The sequence below is a fragment of the Streptomyces sp. JLBJ103 genome, from assembly GCF_058215575.1.
The window spans coordinates 676506-692726 of record NZ_CM177089.1 but is presented as its reverse complement, the minus strand read 5'-3'; the positions used below and the strand labels follow the sequence as shown (position 1 = coordinate 692726).

Genomic DNA, 16221 nt, shown 5'->3' with positions numbered 1-16221 from the left:
GGCGCCGTTACCGGCCTGCGGGGCCGCGCCCCTGGGGGACGCTCAGCCCTCCGCTTCCTCCGCCGCCGCACGGAGCCTGCCGAACTCCTCCGCCATCGTCGCGAGCGTCCAGTGCGCGTTGAGCCCGCTCGGATTGGGCAGGGCCCAGATCCGGGTGTCGCCGATGGTCCTGGTCTGCGGGCCTATCGCCGCGTGCTTGTCCCCGAAGGCGATCCGGTAGGCGGTCACCCCGGCCACGGCCAGCCACCGGGGCCGCAGCCGCAGCACCTTCTCCTCCAGGATCCGGCCGCCCTCCCGGTACTCCGTCTCGCTCAGCTCCGACGCCCGCGCGCTGGCACGGGCCACGACATTGGTGATGCCGAGTCCGTAGTCCACCAGCTCCGCCTGCTCGGACGGGTCCAGACGGCGCGGGGTGAAGCCCGAGGCGTGGAGCACGGGCCAGAAGCGATTGCCGGGACGGGCGAAGTGGTGGCCCGTCGCGGCCGTCATCAGCCCCGGATTGATACCGCAGAAGAGCACCCGCAGACCGTCCGCGATCACATCCGGCACCAGACGGTCGCGGGCGGCCTCCAGCTCCTCGGGCGTCAGTGAGGGAGACACCGGCTCGCCGCCGGGGTCAGAGGATCGACCCGGGCGTGTACGCCGCGGCCTCGGGGTGCCGCTTGGCGATCTCCTCGATCCGGGCCACCACGGCGCCGACCTGGTCGGCGGCGGCGCCGGTGAAGGACAGCTTGTCCGCCATCAGCTCCTCAAGCGCGGCCCGGTCCAGCGGGATCCGCTCATCGCCGGCGAGGGAGTCCAGCAGTTCATTGCGCTCGGCGCCGCGCTCGCGCATCGCCAGCGCCGCGGCGACCGCGTGCTCCTTGATCGCCTCATGCGCCACCTCGCGGCCCACCCCGGCCCGCACGGCGCCCATCAGCACCTTCGTCGTCGCGAGGAACGGCAGATAGCGGTCCAGCTCACGGGCGACCACGGCGGGGAAGGCGCCGAACTCGTCGAGCACCGTCAGGAAGGTCTCCAGCAGCCCGTCGAAGGCGAAGAACGCGTCCGGCAGCGCGACCCGGCGCACCACCGAGCAGGACACATCGCCCTCGTTCCACTGGTCGCCCGCCAGTTCCCCGGCCATCGAGGCATAGCCGCGCAGGATCACCGCGAGGCCGTTGACGCGCTCGCAGGAGCGGGTGTTCATCTTGTGCGGCATCGCGGACGAGCCGACCTGGCCGGGCTTGAAGCCCTCGGTCACCAGCTCGTGCCCGGCCATCAGCCGGATCGTCTTGGCCAGCGAGGACGGGGCCGCGGCCAGCTGCACCAGCGCGGTGACCACGTCGTAGTCCAGGGACCGCGGATAGACCTGGCCGACCGAGGTGAAGGCCTGCGCGAAGCCCAGGTGGCCGGCGATCCGCTGCTCCAGCTCGGCCAGCTTCCGCGCGTCCCCGCCCAGCAGGTCGAGCATGTCCTGCGAGGTGCCCACCGGGCCCTTGATGCCGCGCAGCGGATAGCGGCCGAGCAGCTCCTCCAGCCGTCCGTAGGCCACCAGCAGCTCGTCCGCCGCGGTCGCGAACCGCTTGCCGAGCGTTGTGGCCTGCGCCGCGACATTGTGCGAACGGCCCGCCATCACCAGCTCGGCGTGGTCGGCGGCCAGCTTCCCCAGCCGGGCCAGTACGGCCACCGAGCGGTCCCGCACCAGCTCCAGGGAGAGCCGGATCTGGAGCTGCTCCACGTTCTCGGTGAGGTCGCGGGAGGTCATGCCCTTGTGCACATGCTCATGACCGGCGAGGGCGTTGAACTCCTCGATCCGGGCCTTCACATCGTGGCGGGTGACCTTCTCGCGCTCGGCGATCGAGGCCAGGTCCACGTTCTCCAGGACCCGCTCGTAGTCGGCGAGGGCGGCGTCCGGCACCTCGATCCCGAGGTCCTTCTGGGCGCGGAGCACGGCGAGCCACAGCCGCCGCTCCAGCGTCACCTTGTACTCGGGGGACCACAGGACGGCCAGCTCCGCCGAGGCGTAGCGGCCGGCCAGGACGTTCGGGATGCGCGGCTTAGCAGTCACGTGCACAGAGTCTACTGGCCGAACGCGCAGGCCAGACCGGCCCCCGTCGGCGCCGGTCTCAGCCCTTGCCCGGCGCCGGGTACGGCAGCAGCTCGGCGCGCTTGGGAGCGCGCCCGTCGCCCGAGGAACGGCCCGTCAGTCGCCGCACGATCCAGGGTCCGAGATGTTCCCGGGCGAACCGTGCGTCGGAGGTGCGCCGGGCGACCCAGCCGGGCCGGACCGGCGGTGGCAGCGGGGCGTCCCAGTCGGCCTCCGGCTCGTGCCCCAGCGCCTGCCACACCGCCTCGGCGACCCGGCGGTGCCCCTCGGCGTTCAGATGCAGCCGGTCGTCGGCCCACAGCCGGGGGTCGCCCAGCGCCTCGGAGGCGTACAGGTCCACCACCGTCGCGTCATGGCGCGCGGCCAGCTCGTCGATGAAGGAGAACAGCTGCTCCATACGCGGTTGGAACCGCACCAGCACCGGACCGCGCCGCCCCGGGCTGCGCATCAGCACAAGACGCCCACAGCTCGGCGCCAGCCGCTCCGCGGCCTCCTCCAGCAGGGCGCACACCCGGCCGACGTCACACTTCGGCCGCAGTACGTCGTTCAGTCCGCCCACCAGCGTCACCAGGTCGGCGCCCATCGCCGCCGCCGGACCGGTCTGCTCGTCGACGATCTGGCCGATCAGCTTGCCGCGCACCGCGAGGTTGGCGTAGCGGAAGCCGGGGGTGCGGGCGGCGAGCCGCCCGGCGAGGAGATCCGCCCAGCCGCGGTAGCCGCCGCCCGGGAGCTCATCGGACATGCCCTCGGTGAAGGAGTCGCCCAGGGCGGCGAAGCTGGTGTAGGTGATGTTCGTCTGCATGGCGCGGACGATCCTATCCCGGACTCCAGACCGCCCGGTCGGTATTTCCACCTCATCGCCACCCCGCGCGGGTGTTCCCGTGCCGGTGTGCTGCGCGGGCCGCCGGTCGCGAGCATGATGAGCCGCATGGCGATGACCCACATCTACTTCGAGGGCGGCGCGCGGAACGGGACGACCGTCAGCTGGAATGTGGCGCCCGGCGCGGACATCTTCGACGACAACATCTTCCGGCCGCCGGAGCTCTACCGCCGTACGACCAGGGTCAAGGTGATCGGCCGGATCGAGTACGTCGTCTTCCGCTACGACCCCTCGGCGACCCGGCCGGGGCCGCGTGCCCAGGGGTGATAGTCCGGTTGGACCGTGCCGGGTTCCCTCCGGGTCCGGCGGGGCAGTGTGCTCGGCGTGGATGCCTTTGAATGCGACCGAACGACCATGGCCATCGTCGCCGCCGCGCTCGCGGACGACGGAGAGGGCGCGGCGGCCCTGCTGGAGCCGCTGGAGACGCGCGATGTGTGCCGGGTCGCGGTCCGGCTCGCCGCGATGGCCGCCGACGCGCTGCTGGCCGTCGCCGAGGAGAGTGGCGGCGGCCGGGCCGAGGCGCTGGCGCACTGGCAGGCGTGCATCATCGCCCATGAGTCCAGACGGGCCGAGGAGTGAGGGGCGGGGCGGCCCTCGCCGGGACCGCCCCGGCGCGGGCTCAGGCGACCAGCTCGCGCAGCACGTCCTCCATGGTCACCAGCCCCTCCAGCCGCTCCTCCGCGCCGATCACCGCCGCGAGGTGGGTACGGCTGTCGCGCATCGCGGTGAGCACGTCGTCCAGCGGTGTCCGGGACCGCACCTGGGGAATCGGCCGCAGCTGGTCCGGGCGGAAGGGCACATCGCGCGGCCGGTCGGCGCCCAGCGCGTCCTTCACATGCAGATAGCCCGTGATCCGCCCGGAGTCGTCGACCACCGGGAACCGGGAGAAGCCCGACCTGGCCGACAGCTCCTCCAGCTCCTCGGGGGTCACACCGAGCTGTGCGGAGACCACCCGCTCCATGGGCAGCACCACGTCCCGCACCCGGCGGCGGCCCAGCTCCAGCGCCTCCCGCAGCCGATCGGTGGCCCGGTCGTCCAGCAGCCCGGCCTCACTGGAGTCCGAGACCATACGGGCCAGTTCATCGTCCGAGAAGGTGGCCGCCACCTCGCCCTTGGGCTCCACCCGCAACAGCTTCAGCAGACCGTTGGCGAAGGCGTTGATGGCGAAGATCACCGGACGCAGCGCACGGGCCAGCCCGACCAGCGGCGGGCCGAGCATCAGCGCGGTGCGCACCGGCTCGGCCAGCGCCACGTTCTTCGGCACCATCTCGCCGAAGAGCATGTGCAGATAGGTCGCCAGGCTCAGCGCGATCACGAACGACACGGGGTGGACCAGCCCCAGCGGCAGCCCGACCGCGTGGAAGACCGGCTCCATCAGATGCGCGATGGCCGGTTCCGCGACGGCGCCCAGCACCAGGGTGCACAGGGTGATGCCCAGCTGTGCGGCGGCCAGCAGCGCGGAGACATGCTCCAGGCCCCACAGCACCGCGCGCGCCCGCCGGTCGCCCCGCTCGGCATGGGGCTCGATCTGGCTGCGCCGGACCGAGATCAGGGCGAACTCGGCGCCCACGAAGAACGCGTTGACGACCAGCGTCAGCAGACCGATCATCAGCTGCACCGCGGTCATCGGCCCGCCCCCTTGTCACCCTTGGTGCGACCGGAGCCCTTGCGGCCCCGGCCGGTGGCCCTGCCACCGCTGTTGTCCTCGGCGGTCTCGGCGCCCTCGTCCGCACCGGGCAGCGGGGCCCGCAGCCGGACCCGGGCGGCCCGGTGGCCCGCCGCGTTCACCACCTCCAGCCGCCAGCCCGCCGGCTCGACGATGTCCCCGACGGTGGGGATACGGCCCAGCTCGGTCGCGAGCAGCCCGGCCAGCGTCTCGTACGGGCCTGGGGGCACCCGCAGCCCGACCTGCTCCAGCTGGTCGACGCGGACCGAGCCGTCCGCGTCGTACAGCGCGTGGCCCTCCGCGTCCTCGCCCGCCGGGGCCAGATCAGGGGTTTCATGCGGATCGTGCTCGTCGCGGACCTCGCCGACCACCTCCTCGACGATGTCCTCCAGGGTGACCACCCCGGCCGTACCGCCGTACTCGTCGATGACCACGGCCATGCTGCGCTTGGCGGACAGCCGGTCCAGCAGCCGGTCCACGGTGAGCGACTCGGGGACGAACAGCGGTTCGCGCGCCAGCCAGGACACCGGGTGGCGCAACCGCTCCTCGGCGGGGATCGCCAGAACGTCCTTGATGTGGACGAGACCGGCGACGGCGTCCAGGCTGCCGCGGTAGACGGGGAAGCGGGACAGTCCGGTGGCGCGGGTCGCGTTGGCCACGTCTTCGGCGGTGGCCCGTTCGTCCAGCGCGATGACCTGCACCCGCGGGGTCATGACGCTCTGCGCGGTGAGCCCGGCCAGGTTGAGGGTGCGGACGAACAGCTCGGCGGTGTCCTTCTCCAGCGCCCCTTCCTTGGCGGAGTGCCGGGCCAGCGCGATCAGCTCCTGCGGTCCGCGCGCGGAGGCCAGCTCCTCGGCGGGCTCAAGACCCATCCGGCGCACGGTGCGGTTGGCGGTGTTGTTGAGATGGGTGATCAGCGGGCGGAACACGGCGCTGAAGACGCGCTGCGGGGTGGCGACGGCCTTGGCGACGGGCAGCGGCCGGGAGATCGCCCAGTTCTTCGGGACCAGCTCACCGACCACCATCAGCACCACGGTGGACAGCGCGGTCCCGGTCACCAGGGCGACCGAGGGGACGGCGGAGGCCGGGACGCCGATCGCGGTGAGCGGCCCGGCCAGCAGGGCGGCCACCGACGGCTCGGCGAGCATGCCGACGATCAGGTTGGTGACGGTGATACCGAGCTGTGCGCCGGAGAGCTGGTAGGTCAGGCTCCGCACGGCCTTCAGAGCGCTCGCCGCGCCCCGCTCCCCGCGCTCCGCCGCCCGCTCGAGCTCGCTGCGCTCGACCGTGGTCAGCGAGAACTCCGCCGCGACGAAGGCGCCACAGGCCAGCGCCAGCAGGAGCGACACGGCCAGGAGGAGGACTTCGGTCATCGGTTCACCTCCGTCCCATGATCCAGCAGGGACGGAAGGAACGCGCGATGTCGGCTCCGGGTACTACTGGGAGGCTCGCCCATGGGCGGACGCTCACACCTTTCGACTGAAGGCTGAAGGGTCGACAAGATCACGGCGCATCGAAGCACCATGTTCTGCGTCCATGGTAAAGGACGAGCAAAGTACCGAGGTTGGGCGGGCGAGGCGTCAGGAGCCGAGGGGTTTGACCCAGCGGCTCCACTGCGGCTCGGGGGCGTAGCCCGCCGCGCTCCACGCGTGCTGGGCGAGCGCGTTCTCCTTGAGCACCATGGCGTCCCCGCGGCGTCCGCCGAGTGCGACGAACCGCTCCTCGGCCGCCTTCAGCAGCGCGGTCGCCACCCCGCGCCGCCGCCAACCGGGGTGGACGGCCAGCCGGTACAGATGGCAGCGCCAGCCGTCGAAGCCCGCGATCACGGTTCCGGCGAGCACGCCGTCCAGCTCGGCCAGCAGCAGCGACTCCGGGTCCCGGGCGAGCAGCCGGGTCACCCCGTCCCGGTCGTCGCTGATGCTCGTCCCCTCGGCCGCCCGCTTCCAGAAGGCGAGCACGGCATCGAGGTCGTCGGGTGTCGCGGCCCGTATCCGAAAATCGTTCACAGCGGGCATCCCATCATCGGACGGGCCGCGGCGTCGACGGACTTTTCCCCGTGGAGCAGGCCGGCCTCAGCTGCCGTGCAACTCCTCGATCACCGGCGCGAACACCTCCATGTTCGGCTCCAGCACGGTGAAGTACGAGAAGCCGAACCGCTCACGGTGCGTCCTCAGCTGGTCGGCCATCTCCTGGGGGCTGCCCAGCAGCAGGGCGGGGTGGGCCAGCAGCTCCTCCTCGCTGAGCTCCGGCCCGTAGCGACCCAGGTCGCGGGCGGTGGCGCGGCGGTTGCCGCTGTCCGCGACCACCTGGAGCAGATAGTTGAGCTCGGCGCCGTCGGCGGGCCTGCCCGCCTCCGCGGCGAAGCCCCGGTAGGCCGCCACCCGCTCCTCCAGCGCCTCCGGGCTGATCAGGTGCATGGTTCCCGGCGGCTGTCCCGGCGCCTGTGCCGCCCCGGTGAAGGCCGCGATGTCCGCGTGGCGCGCGGCCAGTCGCAGCAGCCGGTTGCCGTTGCCGCCCAGCAGCAGCGGCGGGCGCGGTGTCTGCGCGGGCCGCGGCTGCTGCTCGGGGTCGCCGAACAGCCGCTCCAACTCGCCCACGGTGTGCGCCAGATGGTCCACCCGCTCCTTCGGCGAGCCGAACGGCAGCCCGGCGCTGTCGTGTTCGGTCTTGACGTAGCCGGTGCCCAGCCCCAGCTCCAGCCGACCGCCGGTGAGCGTGTCGCAGGTGGCCACCTCACGGGCGAGCAGCGCGGGGTTCCAGAACCCCAGGTTGAGCACGAAGGTGCCGAGCCGCGGCCGCTCGGTGACCTCGGCGGCGGCCACCAGGGCCGGGAACGGCGCGGGCATTCCGAGGTGGTCGGGCACCATCAGCACGTCGTAGCCGAGCTGTTCGGCCCGGCGGCACTTCGTCCGCCATGCCTCACCCGACTCCAGCGCGAGCAGATTGACGCCAAAACGGAATGGCCTGGTCATAAATCCCCCTCCAGGATCACGGTGGTGATCAACGTACCGGAGACCGGCTCCGGTTGGTGTGGCGAGGGCCCAGTTCGGGTTCAGCCCAGCGGATCCGATCCGGCCTCGGAGGCGGAGGTCTGGGAGAAGATCTGCATCCGCTCCAGCACCGCTTCGGCGGTGGGCCGCTCCATCCGGTCCACGATCCGGCCGTCGCTGAGAAAGATCACCAGATCGGAGTGGGCGGTGGCGCTCGGGTCATGGGTCACCATCACCACCGTTTGCCCGAGTTCGTCGACCGCCTCCCGCAGGAAGCCCAGCACATCGAGACCCGACCGCGAGTCCAGATTGCCGGTCGGTTCGTCCGCGAAGATCAGGTCGGGGCGCGAGGCCAGCGCCCGGGCGCAGGCCACCCGCTGCTGCTGGCCGCCGGACAGCTGGGCGGGCCGGTGCTTCAGCCGGTCCCGCAGCCCGAGGGTGTCGATGACCCGGTCCAGCCACGCTGGATCGGGCTGCCGGCCCGCGATGTCCATGGGCAGCGTGATGTTCTCGGCCGCGTTCAGCGTGGGCAGCAGATTGAACGACTGGAACACAAAGCCCACCCGGTCCCGGCGCAGCTGGGTCAGCTGCCGGTCGTCGAGGCCCGTGATCTCGGTGTCGCCCAGCCACACCTGGCCCGAGGAGACCGTGTCCAGCCCCGCCAGACAGTGCATCAGGGTGGACTTGCCGGATCCGGACGGGCCCATCACCGCCGTGAATCGGCCCTGTTCGATCTCCACGTCCACCGCGTCCAGGGCGATCACGGCCGTCTCGCCGACGCCGTACGCCTTGGTGAGGGAGCGTGCGCGGGCCGCCGCGCGGGCTCCGCCCTCCGCGAATCCGTCCTTCTTCGTCGCCGCCGGTGTGGACACCCTGCCTCCCCGTTTCGGAACGGTTTCAGACCTCGATGGTAAGGATCCGGCCGCTATGGCGCGCCCTTGAAGGCGCTAGCAAATATGCGCTAGCGTGGCCGTGTGGCGAAGACACAGCTGAACGTACGGGTCGACGAGGCCACCGCCGAGGTGGCCCGGGAGCGTGCTCTCCAGCGGGGGATCAGTATGAACCGCTATATCGAGGAGCTGGTCCGCCAGGACGCGGGCGAGGCGGGCCACACCTTCGTGGCGGCCGCCGCCGACTTCATGAAGCAGTACCGCGCCGTCTTCGACGAGGAGTTCGGCAAGGAGGGCGAGCCCCGCCCTTGACCGTGCGTATCGATCTCGCCTGGCTGCTGATGATCGCCGAACACCACACCCCCGGGGATCCGCGCGTCACCGACTACGGCGCGCTGGTGGCTGCCGTGAGCCGCCATGAGGCGGAGATATTCGGCACCCCCGTCTACACCGACCCCCAGGAGCGGGCCGCCGCGCTGCTGCAACTGCTGCTCCTGGTCCCGGCCCTGGAGCGGGGCAACGCGCTGTTCGCCTCCGCCGTCGCCTACGCCTATCTCGTGGCGAGCGGGCTGAAGATCGCCACCTCGCCGGAGCGGGTGCGGGATCTGGCCCGGCTGGTCAAGGACGGCACCGCCGATGTCCGTACCATCGCCGACGAGCTGCGCAGCTGGAGCGTGTAGCGCCCAGGGCCCGTCGTCACAGGAGCCGCCCCGCTCCCGACACCCTAGGTCCTGTCCGGTGGATCTTCGTGGATCAGCCCGCGGTGTCTGGTGCGGTGGATCGCAAGGCGGGGGGGTCGTCCTTGTACTGGGCGTACTCGGACGATCCCGACAACGCGGCGAGGTGCCGTGCCAGGCGTCGCGGGCCCGCGAAGATCCGCCGGACAGGGCCTACGCGCCCGGAAGCGCCGGGCGGCGGACCGTCCCCAGCACGCAGGACGACGTCGGCAGCGGCACACCCCGCTCCGGAACCCGCAGGCGCCGGTGCCCGGCCGGTTCGAAACCGGCCGCCGCCAGCTCCGCCCGGACCTCCCGCGCGGTGTGACAACCGCCGAACATCAGCGGCCACACCGTACGGTCCAGCACCCGCTGCGTCGTGGCCATCACCCGGCCGTCCGCCCGGCCGTGCTCCAGGAAGCGCAGCTCCCCGCCGGGCTTGAGCACCCGCATCAGCTCGGCCAGGGCGCGCGGCACATCGCGTACCGAACACAGCACCAGACACGCCACCGCCGCGTCGAACGCCTCGCTCTTGACCGGCAGCGCCTCCGCCACCCCCGGCACCACATCCACCGGGACCGCCGCCCGCAGCCCCGCCCGCGCGGCCAGCCGCCGCAGATGGCGCTCCGGTTCGATGGCGACGACCTCGGAGACGGTCTCGGGGTAGTGCGGGAAGTTCCGGCCGTTGCCCGCTCCGATCTCGATGACCCGGCCGGACAGCCCGGACAGCAGCTCACTGCGCAGCTCCGCCACCCCGCCCCGCTCGTCGGCCACGACGCTGAGCCGGTCCCAGCAGCGGGCGAAGAGCGGGTGGTGCAAGGTGTCGGGCGGTGCGGTGCGGCGGCGGATGGGCATCGGGATCCCCCTTTTTTCCAGCGGAACGGTCGAGGACCGGTAGGGGGATTCTGCCCAGGACGGGGGTGAGGCTACGCCGTGAACGCCGCCGGGTTCCAGGTGCCGTCGAGCTGCGGGGCCAGCCAGCCGGGCGCCGCGGCGCGGAAGTCGGCGGGATCGAGCGCGGCGGCCCGCTCCGGCAGGACGCCGAGCAGGGGTACGCCCGCCGACGCGGGCAGGTCGGTCACATTGCAGCGGGAGGCGAGATCGGCGTCGGCGGGCCAGCTGCCGATGACGAGCCCCGGGCAGTCAAGCCCCCGGGCGGTCAGCGCTTCCGTGGTCAGCGTGGCCACATTGAGCGTGCCGAGGCCGGGATGCGCGACGATCAGGACGGGAGCGGCCAGCAGCCGGGCCGCGTCGGCGAGCGTCGAGCCCTCCTCGTCGAAGCGTACGAGCAGTCCGCCCGCGCCCTCGAGGAGCACCAGATCGTGGTCGGCGGCCAGCTTCTCGGCCGCCTCCGCCACCTCATGGGGACGGACCGCCGGAAGTCCGGAGCGGCGCGCCGCGGTGTCCGGGGCCAGCGGCTCGGGGTAGCGGGCGAGTTCGAGGGTGGTGACCTGCCCGGCGAGCCGGGCCACCTCGGCGACGTCGCCCCGCTCGTCCGCGCCGACCCCGGTCTGCGCGGGCTTGAGCACCGCCACCGACCGGCCGCGGGCCAGGGCCGCGGCGGCGACGGCCGCTGTGGTGACGGTCTTGCCGATCTCGGTGCCGGTGCCCGAGACGACCAGTACTGACATCTGTCCGTGCCTTTCGCTGAGATCCGCGCCCCGCCGTCCGGCGGAGGAGATCCGCCGGACGGCGGGACGCGGCTGTCCGTTCGTCAGCCCGCCGCGGTCGCGGCCGCCCGTACCGCGGCGCAGATCCGGGCCAGGTCGTCGTCGCCGGTGATGTACGGCGGCATGGTGTACAGCAGATCGCGGAACGGTCGCAGCCAGACGCCCTCGCGGACCGCGGCCCGGGACGCCGCGGCCATGCCCGCCGCGTCGAGCGGACGGTCCAGCTGGACCACGCCGATCGCGCCGAGTACCCGTACGTCCCGGACGCCCGGCAGTTCGCGCGTGTCCGTGAGCCCGTCGCGCAGTCCCGCCTCGATCCGCTTGACCTCCTGCCGCCAGTCGTGGCCGAGTAGCAGGTCGATCGAGGCGTTGGCGACGGCCGCGGCCAGCGGATTGCCCATGAAGGTCGGGCCGTGGGCGAGCACCGGCACCTCACCGCGCGAAATGCCCTCCGCCACCCGCGCGGTGCACAAGGTGGCGGCCATGGTGAGATAGCCGCCGGTCAGCGCCTTGCCCAGACACATCACATCGGGGCTCACCGCCGCGTGATCGGCCGCGAAGAGCGCGCCCGACCGGCCGAAGCCGGTGGCGATCTCGTCGAACACCAGCAGGACGTCGTGTTCGTCGCACACCTCGCGCAGCAGTCGCAGCAGCGCGGGGGAGTGGAAGCGCATCCCGCCCGCGCCCTGGACCACCGGCTCCACGATCACCCCGGCCAGCTCATGGGCGTGCCGGGCCACCAGGTCGCGCAGCTGGGCCTGGTAGGCAGGGTCCGGGTCGGCGTCGAAACCGGGCGGCGGGGCGTCCGCGAAGATCTGCTCGGGCAGCACCCCCGACCACAGCCGGTGCATCCCGCCGTCCGGGTCGCACACCGCCATCGGCTGCCAGGTGTCGCCGTGGTAGCCGCCGCGCCAGGTCAGCATCCGCCGCTTCTCCGGACGGCCGAGCGACCGCCAGTACTGGAGGCACATCTTGACCGCGACCTCGACCGACACCGAACCGGAGTCGGCGAGGAAGACATGGCGCAGCGGCTCGGGGGTGATCTCCACCAGCCGGGTGGCCAGCCGGACGGCGGGCTCATGGGTGAGCCCGCCGAACATCACATGGCTCATCCGCCCCAGCTGGCCGCGCGCGGCCTCGTTGAGCACCGGGTGGTTGTAGCCGTGGATGGCCGACCACCACGACGACATCCCGTCCACCAGCTCACCGACGCCCTCGACCGGTTCGGCCAGCCGCAGCCGGACCCCGGACGCGGACTCCACCACCAGCGGATCCTCACGGCCGGGCATCGGGCCGTACGGGTGCCAGACGTGCTCCCGGTCCAGCTCCCGGAGCTCACCGGCCGACAGCGGCTCAGGCATTGGGCGGCAGATCCGTGCCCACGCCCCGGCGGCGCACCGCGACCAGATCGGCGTGGGACTCCTCGCGCGCCGCCACCGCGGCGGGCTCGGCCTCGGGCTCGGACGCGGGGTCACCGCACGGACCGCAGCCCCCGCCCTCGGTGCTGTGCGAACCGCAGCCCCCGCCCTCGGTGCTGTGCGAACCGCAGCCCCCGCCCTCGGCGCCGTGCGAACCGCAGCCCCCGGCCGCCCCGGCGTGCGAGCCGCAGCCTCCGGCGGCCGCCGCGAGCGCGTCGGCGCGGTGCTCGGGCAGGGTGGTGGTGTCGGTGCCCTCCACCTCGAAGCCCGCGTCGGCGATCATCGCCAGGTCTTCCTTGCCGGTCTGGCCCTCGGTGGTCAGATAGTCGCCGAGGAAGATCGAGTTCGCCAGGTTCAGGGCCAGCGGCTGGAGGCTGCGCAGATGGATCTCGCGTCCGCCCGCGAGCCGCACCTCCACATCCGGGCAGACGAACCGCACCATGGCCAGGATCCGCAGACAGCGCTGCGGGGAGAGGTTCCAGTCCCCGGCCAGCGGGGTGCCCTCGATCGGAATGAGGAAGTTGACCGGCACCGAGTCCGGGTCCAGCTCGCGCAGCGAGAAGACCACGTCGACCAGGTCCTCGTCCGTCTCGCCCATGCCCGCGATCAGCCCGGAGCAGGCGGACATACCGGCCGCCTGGGCCTGCTGCACCGTCGAGACCCGGTCGGCGTAGGTGTGGGTGGTGGTGATGTCGCCGTAGGTGGCCTCGGAGGTGTTGAGGTTGTGGTTGTAGGCGTTGGCACCGGCCTCCCGCAGCCGCTCCGCCTGGCCGTCCGACAGCAGCCCGAGGCAGGCGCAGATCTCCACGTCCTGGTGCTGGTCCTTGATGGCGGCGATGGTCTGCGAGACCCGGTCCACATCCCGGTCCGTCGGCCCGCGGCCGCTGGCGACCAGGCACACCCGCTTGGCGCCGCCCGCGACTCCCGCGGTCGCCGCGGCCGCCGCCTGGTCCGGCTTCAGCCAGGTGTACTTGAGGATCTCCGAGGTCGAGCCGAGCCGCTGCGAACAGTACGAGCAGTCCTCAGGGCACAGGCCCGACTTGAGGTTGACCAGATAGTTGAGCTTCACCCGCCGCCCGAACCAGTGGCGGCGCACCTTGCCCGCGGCGGCCACCACATCGAGCACATCGTCATCGGAGGTCGCCAGCACGGCGAGCGCCTCTTCGCGGGTCGGCGATTCGCGCCGCAGCCCCTTGTCCACCAGCGTGTTCAGCAGGTCCATGGCGCCGATCCTGTCCTACGCCACCGCTCCCGGCAAAGGAGGATCTGTACAAGACCGCGAGTTGGGGGTGTGGGTATTGCCACACCGTGACCACGCATGGAGAGGACTACGTTCTATCCGGACCCCACAGTTGGTGCCCCGTGGAAGGCGAGGACAGCGTATGGCCGAGGACCGGCAGGACGACCCGTTCGAGTGGATCGACGCGCAAGCCGAGCGGCGCGCCCGCGCCGGACTGGTCCGCCGTCTGAACCCTCGCCCCGCCGACTCCCCGCTGCTGGACCTGGCGAGCAACGACTATCTGGGGCTGGCCCGGCATCCGGAGGTCACGGCCGCCGCGGCGGAGGCGGCGCGGCACTGGGGCGCGGGGTCCACCGGGTCACGGCTGGTCACCGGATCCACCGAGCTGCACGCCGCGCTGGAGGAGGAACTCGCGGAGTTCTGCGGCTTCGAGGCGGCTTTGGTGTTCTCATCCGGATATGCCGCGAATCTGGCCGCCGTCTCCGCACTCAGCGACCGTGCCGCGCTGGTGGTCTCCGACGCGGGCAACCACGCCTCGCTCATCGACGGCTGCCGGCTCTCCCGCGCCGAGGTCGAGGTGGTGCCGCACGCCGACCCCGCAGCCGTACACAAGGTGCTGGACGCCGAGCGCCACGAGGCGGGCGGGGGACGGGGCCGCCGGGCGCTCGTGGTCACCGACTCGGTCTTCTCCGTCGACGGCGACGCCACCCCGCTGCCCGCGCTGGCCGCGGCCTGCCGGTCGCACGGCGCGGCGCTGGTGGTGGACGACGCCCACGGGCTGGGGGTGCTCGGTGAGGGCGGGCGAGGGGCGGTGCACGCGGCCGGACTCGCGGGCGCGCCGCAGGTGGTGGTCACCGCCACCCTGTCGAAGTCGCTGGGCAGCCAGGGCGGGGCGGTTCTGGGGCCGGCCCGGGTGATCGAGCATCTGGTCAACGCCGCCCGTACCTTCATCTTCGACACCGGTCTGAACCCGGCGGCGGCGGGCGCGGCGCTGGCGAGTCTGCGGCTGCTGGCCCGGGAGCCGGAACGGGCCGCCCGCGCGCGTACGGTCGCCACCGCGCTGCACGGACGGCTGACCGCCGCGGGTCTTGCCGCGGTGCGGCCGGACGCCGCGGTGGTGTCGGTGCGGGCTCCGTCGCCGGAGCAGGCCGTGCGATGGGCCGCGGACTGCCGTGCGGCCCGGCTGCTGGTGGGCTGCTTCCGCCCGCCGTCGGTCCCCGACGGCATCTCCCGGCTGCGGCTGACCGCCCGCGCGGATCTGACGGACGAGCAGATCGAGCAGGCGGTCGGCGTGATCCTGGAGACCGCACCGACCGCCTGACGGATCAGCTCCCGGCGGCGTGGGAAAGGCCGGGGCCGAAATCGCCGCCGGACAGGCCCTCGAGGAACGAGGTCCAGCTCGACGGGGTGAACAGCAGGGCGGGGCCTGCCGTGTTCTTCGAGTCGCGTACGGCGAGCAGTCCGGAACCGAGCCGGGCCGTCTCGACGCAGTTGTTCATGCCGACGCTGTAGCTGCTGCGCAGCCAGCCGCCGGGGTCGACGGATGTGGCGGATGTGGCGGACAGTGCGGACATGGAGCCCCCTCAGGCGCCGCCCCCGATTTTGCTGATGAAGGTGAGTGATTCCTCAGGTGCCAGGGCGTGGGTGCGCAGGACATCGAACGCCGCGCTGTACGCCCGGAGGTCTTCTTTCCGCTCCAGATAGAGGCTACTCGTCAGGTGGTCGAGAACTACCACGTCGAGGTCAGTAATGTGCGGAAAAGAGAAAATAATGAAAGGACTGGTAATGCCAATGGGCATTCCAGCGGAATATGGCAGCACTTGTACACACACCTGAGGCAGCTCCGCCAGCGTGGTCAGATGCCGCAGTTGGGCCGCCATCACCTCCGGCCCGCCGACCACGCGGCGCAGCACCGCCTCGTCCAGCACCGCGTGCAGGCGCAGCGGTTCGGTGCCGTACAGCACCGACTGACGGGCGATCCGCACCTCCACCAGCGCGTCCAACTGCCGCCGCGGCAGATCCGGCAGTGCCGCCCGGGTGACCGTCCGGGCGTAGTCCGGGGTCTGGAGCAGTCCGGGCACCACCGTGGTCTCCAGGGTGTACGCCTGTGACGCCTCGGCCTCCAGGCTGATGAAGTCCCGGTAGGCGGGCGGCAGAAGATCGCGGTAGGCGTGCCACCAGCCGCGCCGTGACTCGTGCGGATCCGAGGAGCCCCCGCCGCACAGCGCCTCCAGCAGCGCCCGCAGATCCGGATCACCGACCCCGTACAGATCCAGCAGCCGTGCCACATCCGCGGGTTTGGCACCGCTGTGGCCGGTCTCGATCCGGCTCACCTTCGACTGGTGCCAGCCCAGCAGCCGCGCTGTCTCCCCACTGGTGAGACCGGCCAGATCGCGCTGGCGGCGGAGCTCCGCGCCCAGCTTGCGGCGGCGCACCGCCGGGCCGTACCGCATGAGTTCTCCCTCCCGCCCGCGCCCCTGTACCGCCTTTCGCTCCCCAGTCTGCCGCCCAAATCCGGTCTTCCGTAGCAGAGTTCACCGCTTCGAGCGACAGATATATGCATAACCCGGTGGATCGCCCCCGTTACGGAGGGCATCGATGGCACTCTGACGCGTAAGCACGCCGAAGCCACCCGGAACGCCCCGGCTTCGTCGGCACCACC

Annotated in this window: 19 protein-coding genes; 5 read left to right on the top strand and 14 right to left on the bottom strand. The window is 72.2% G+C overall.

What is annotated here, in order from left to right; all coding sequences use genetic code 11:
• Positions 1-42: 42 nt before the first annotated feature.
• The 3 genes from mug to AC4BEG_RS02935 are packed head-to-tail and all read right to left on the bottom strand — an operon-like array spanning position 43 to position 2891.
• On the bottom strand, positions 43-588 hold the full coding sequence (gene mug, locus AC4BEG_RS02945) for a G/U mismatch-specific DNA glycosylase (RefSeq protein ID WP_490706964.1): 546 nt from the start codon (positions 586-588) through the stop codon (positions 43-45).
• 28 nt (positions 589-616) lie between these two features.
• Positions 617-2050: an adenylosuccinate lyase gene (purB, locus tag AC4BEG_RS02940; RefSeq protein WP_490704339.1), complete on the bottom strand. Its 1434-nt coding sequence runs from the start codon at positions 2048-2050 to the stop codon at positions 617-619.
• Positions 2051-2108: 58 nt separating this feature from the next.
• Positions 2109-2891, bottom strand: coding sequence for an SGNH/GDSL hydrolase family protein (locus AC4BEG_RS02935; RefSeq protein WP_490704338.1), 783 nt, complete (start codon positions 2889-2891; stop codon positions 2109-2111).
• 126 nt (positions 2892-3017) lie between these two features.
• On the opposite strand from AC4BEG_RS02935, the gene AC4BEG_RS02930 reads away from it, so the two are divergent.
• The gene (locus AC4BEG_RS02930) at positions 3018-3236 is read left to right on the top strand and encodes a hypothetical protein (protein ID WP_490704337.1); all 219 of its coding nucleotides are present in this window, start codon (positions 3018-3020) and stop codon (positions 3234-3236) included.
• A gap of 15 nt (positions 3237-3251) precedes the next feature.
• Positions 3252-3548: a hypothetical protein gene (locus tag AC4BEG_RS02925; RefSeq protein ID WP_490704336.1), complete on the top strand. Its 297-nt coding sequence runs from the start codon at positions 3252-3254 to the stop codon at positions 3546-3548.
• A 40-nt stretch (positions 3549-3588) separates the two neighbouring features.
• Here the strand turns inward: AC4BEG_RS02925 and AC4BEG_RS02920 are convergent, their stop codons facing one another.
• The 5 genes from AC4BEG_RS02920 to AC4BEG_RS02900 form a co-directional block, all read right to left on the bottom strand.
• A complete protein-coding gene (locus AC4BEG_RS02920) occupies positions 3589-4596 on the bottom strand; it encodes a hemolysin family protein (protein ID WP_490704335.1) in 1008 nt (335 codons plus the stop codon).
• Positions 4593-6008, bottom strand: coding sequence for a hemolysin family protein (locus tag AC4BEG_RS02915; RefSeq protein ID WP_490704334.1), 1416 nt, complete (start codon positions 6006-6008; stop codon positions 4593-4595). The genes AC4BEG_RS02920 and AC4BEG_RS02915 overlap by 4 nt, the downstream gene beginning before the upstream one ends.
• 207 nt (positions 6009-6215) lie before the next feature.
• Positions 6216-6641, bottom strand: a complete 426-nt coding sequence (locus AC4BEG_RS02910) for a GNAT family N-acetyltransferase (RefSeq protein ID WP_490704333.1) — start codon at positions 6639-6641, stop codon at positions 6216-6218.
• A gap of 66 nt (positions 6642-6707) precedes the next feature.
• The gene (locus AC4BEG_RS02905; protein ID WP_490704332.1) at positions 6708-7607 is read right to left on the bottom strand and encodes an LLM class F420-dependent oxidoreductase; all 900 of its coding nucleotides are present in this window, start codon (positions 7605-7607) and stop codon (positions 6708-6710) included.
• Between the two features lie 80 nt (positions 7608-7687).
• Positions 7688-8497, bottom strand: a complete 810-nt coding sequence (locus AC4BEG_RS02900; RefSeq protein ID WP_490704331.1) for an ABC transporter ATP-binding protein — start codon at positions 8495-8497, stop codon at positions 7688-7690.
• Between the two features lie 102 nt (positions 8498-8599).
• On the opposite strand from AC4BEG_RS02900, the gene AC4BEG_RS02895 reads away from it, so the two are divergent.
• Together AC4BEG_RS02895 and AC4BEG_RS02890 are read left to right on the top strand one after the other, a co-directional pair.
• Entirely contained in the window at positions 8600-8827 is a 228-nt protein-coding gene (locus AC4BEG_RS02895; protein ID WP_201876290.1) for an antitoxin, read from the top strand.
• Positions 8824-9195, top strand: a complete 372-nt coding sequence (locus tag AC4BEG_RS02890) for a fic family toxin-antitoxin system, toxin component (RefSeq protein WP_201876289.1) — start codon at positions 8824-8826, stop codon at positions 9193-9195. Before AC4BEG_RS02895 ends, AC4BEG_RS02890 begins: the two co-directional genes overlap by 4 nt.
• A 210-nt stretch (positions 9196-9405) precedes the next feature.
• Here the strand turns inward: AC4BEG_RS02890 and AC4BEG_RS02885 are convergent, their stop codons facing one another.
• The 4 genes from AC4BEG_RS02885 to bioB form a co-directional block, all read right to left on the bottom strand.
• On the bottom strand, positions 9406-10086 hold the full coding sequence (locus tag AC4BEG_RS02885; protein ID WP_490704330.1) for a class I SAM-dependent methyltransferase: 681 nt from the start codon (positions 10084-10086) through the stop codon (positions 9406-9408).
• Positions 10087-10157: 71 nt separating this feature from the next.
• Complete coding sequence (gene bioD / locus AC4BEG_RS02880) at positions 10158-10862, bottom strand: dethiobiotin synthase (protein WP_490704329.1); 705 nt, start codon at positions 10860-10862, stop codon at positions 10158-10160.
• Between the two features lie 83 nt (positions 10863-10945).
• Positions 10946-12262 (bottom strand): adenosylmethionine--8-amino-7-oxononanoate transaminase, encoded by a 1317-nt coding sequence (locus AC4BEG_RS02875; protein ID WP_490704328.1) that lies wholly within the window; start codon positions 12260-12262, stop codon positions 10946-10948.
• A complete protein-coding gene (bioB, locus tag AC4BEG_RS02870) occupies positions 12255-13541 on the bottom strand; it encodes a biotin synthase BioB (protein WP_490704327.1) in 1287 nt (428 codons plus the stop codon). The genes AC4BEG_RS02875 and bioB overlap by 8 nt, the downstream gene beginning before the upstream one ends.
• A 160-nt stretch (positions 13542-13701) precedes the next feature.
• Here bioB and AC4BEG_RS02865 point away from each other — a divergent pair, with 160 nt between their 5' ends.
• The gene (locus tag AC4BEG_RS02865) at positions 13702-14880 is read left to right on the top strand and encodes an 8-amino-7-oxononanoate synthase (RefSeq protein ID WP_490704326.1); all 1179 of its coding nucleotides are present in this window, start codon (positions 13702-13704) and stop codon (positions 14878-14880) included.
• Between the two features lie 4 nt (positions 14881-14884).
• Here AC4BEG_RS02865 and AC4BEG_RS02860 read toward each other — a convergent pair whose 3' ends face one another.
• Both AC4BEG_RS02860 and AC4BEG_RS02855 read right to left on the bottom strand, forming a co-directional pair.
• Positions 14885-15133 carry a DUF397 domain-containing protein gene (locus tag AC4BEG_RS02860; protein ID WP_490704325.1) on the bottom strand — a complete coding sequence of 83 codons (249 nt, stop codon included), beginning with the start codon at positions 15131-15133 and terminating at the stop codon, positions 14885-14887.
• Positions 15134-15142: 9 nt separating this feature from the next.
• Positions 15143-16012, bottom strand: coding sequence for a helix-turn-helix domain-containing protein (locus AC4BEG_RS02855; RefSeq protein ID WP_490704324.1), 870 nt, complete (start codon positions 16010-16012; stop codon positions 15143-15145).
• Positions 16013-16221: the final 209 nt, after the last annotated feature.

Coding starts and splice junctions, on each gene's coding strand:
- AC4BEG_RS02920 (WP_490704335.1), bottom strand. CDS start 4,596: ATGACCGCGGTGCAGCTGATGATCGGTCTGCTGACGCTGGTCGTCAAC.
- AC4BEG_RS02855 (WP_490704324.1), bottom strand. CDS start 16,012: ATGCGGTACGGCCCGGCGGTGCGCCGCCGCAAGCTGGGCGCGGAGCTC.
- AC4BEG_RS02905 (WP_490704332.1), bottom strand. CDS start 7,607: ATGACCAGGCCATTCCGTTTTGGCGTCAATCTGCTCGCGCTGGAGTCG.
- AC4BEG_RS02885 (WP_490704330.1), bottom strand. CDS start 10,086: ATGCCCATCCGCCGCCGCACCGCACCGCCCGACACCTTGCACCACCCG.
- AC4BEG_RS02860 (WP_490704325.1), bottom strand. CDS start 15,133: ATGTCCGCACTGTCCGCCACATCCGCCACATCCGTCGACCCCGGCGGC.
- AC4BEG_RS02930 (WP_490704337.1), top strand. CDS start 3,018: ATGGCGATGACCCACATCTACTTCGAGGGCGGCGCGCGGAACGGGACG.
- AC4BEG_RS02915 (WP_490704334.1), bottom strand. CDS start 6,008: ATGACCGAAGTCCTCCTCCTGGCCGTGTCGCTCCTGCTGGCGCTGGCC.
- bioD (WP_490704329.1), bottom strand. CDS start 10,862: ATGTCAGTACTGGTCGTCTCGGGCACCGGCACCGAGATCGGCAAGACC.
- bioB (WP_490704327.1), bottom strand. CDS start 13,541: ATGGACCTGCTGAACACGCTGGTGGACAAGGGGCTGCGGCGCGAATCG.
- AC4BEG_RS02865 (WP_490704326.1), top strand. CDS start 13,702: ATGGCCGAGGACCGGCAGGACGACCCGTTCGAGTGGATCGACGCGCAA.
- AC4BEG_RS02935 (WP_490704338.1), bottom strand. CDS start 2,891: ATGCAGACGAACATCACCTACACCAGCTTCGCCGCCCTGGGCGACTCC.
- AC4BEG_RS02875 (WP_490704328.1), bottom strand. CDS start 12,262: ATGCCTGAGCCGCTGTCGGCCGGTGAGCTCCGGGAGCTGGACCGGGAG.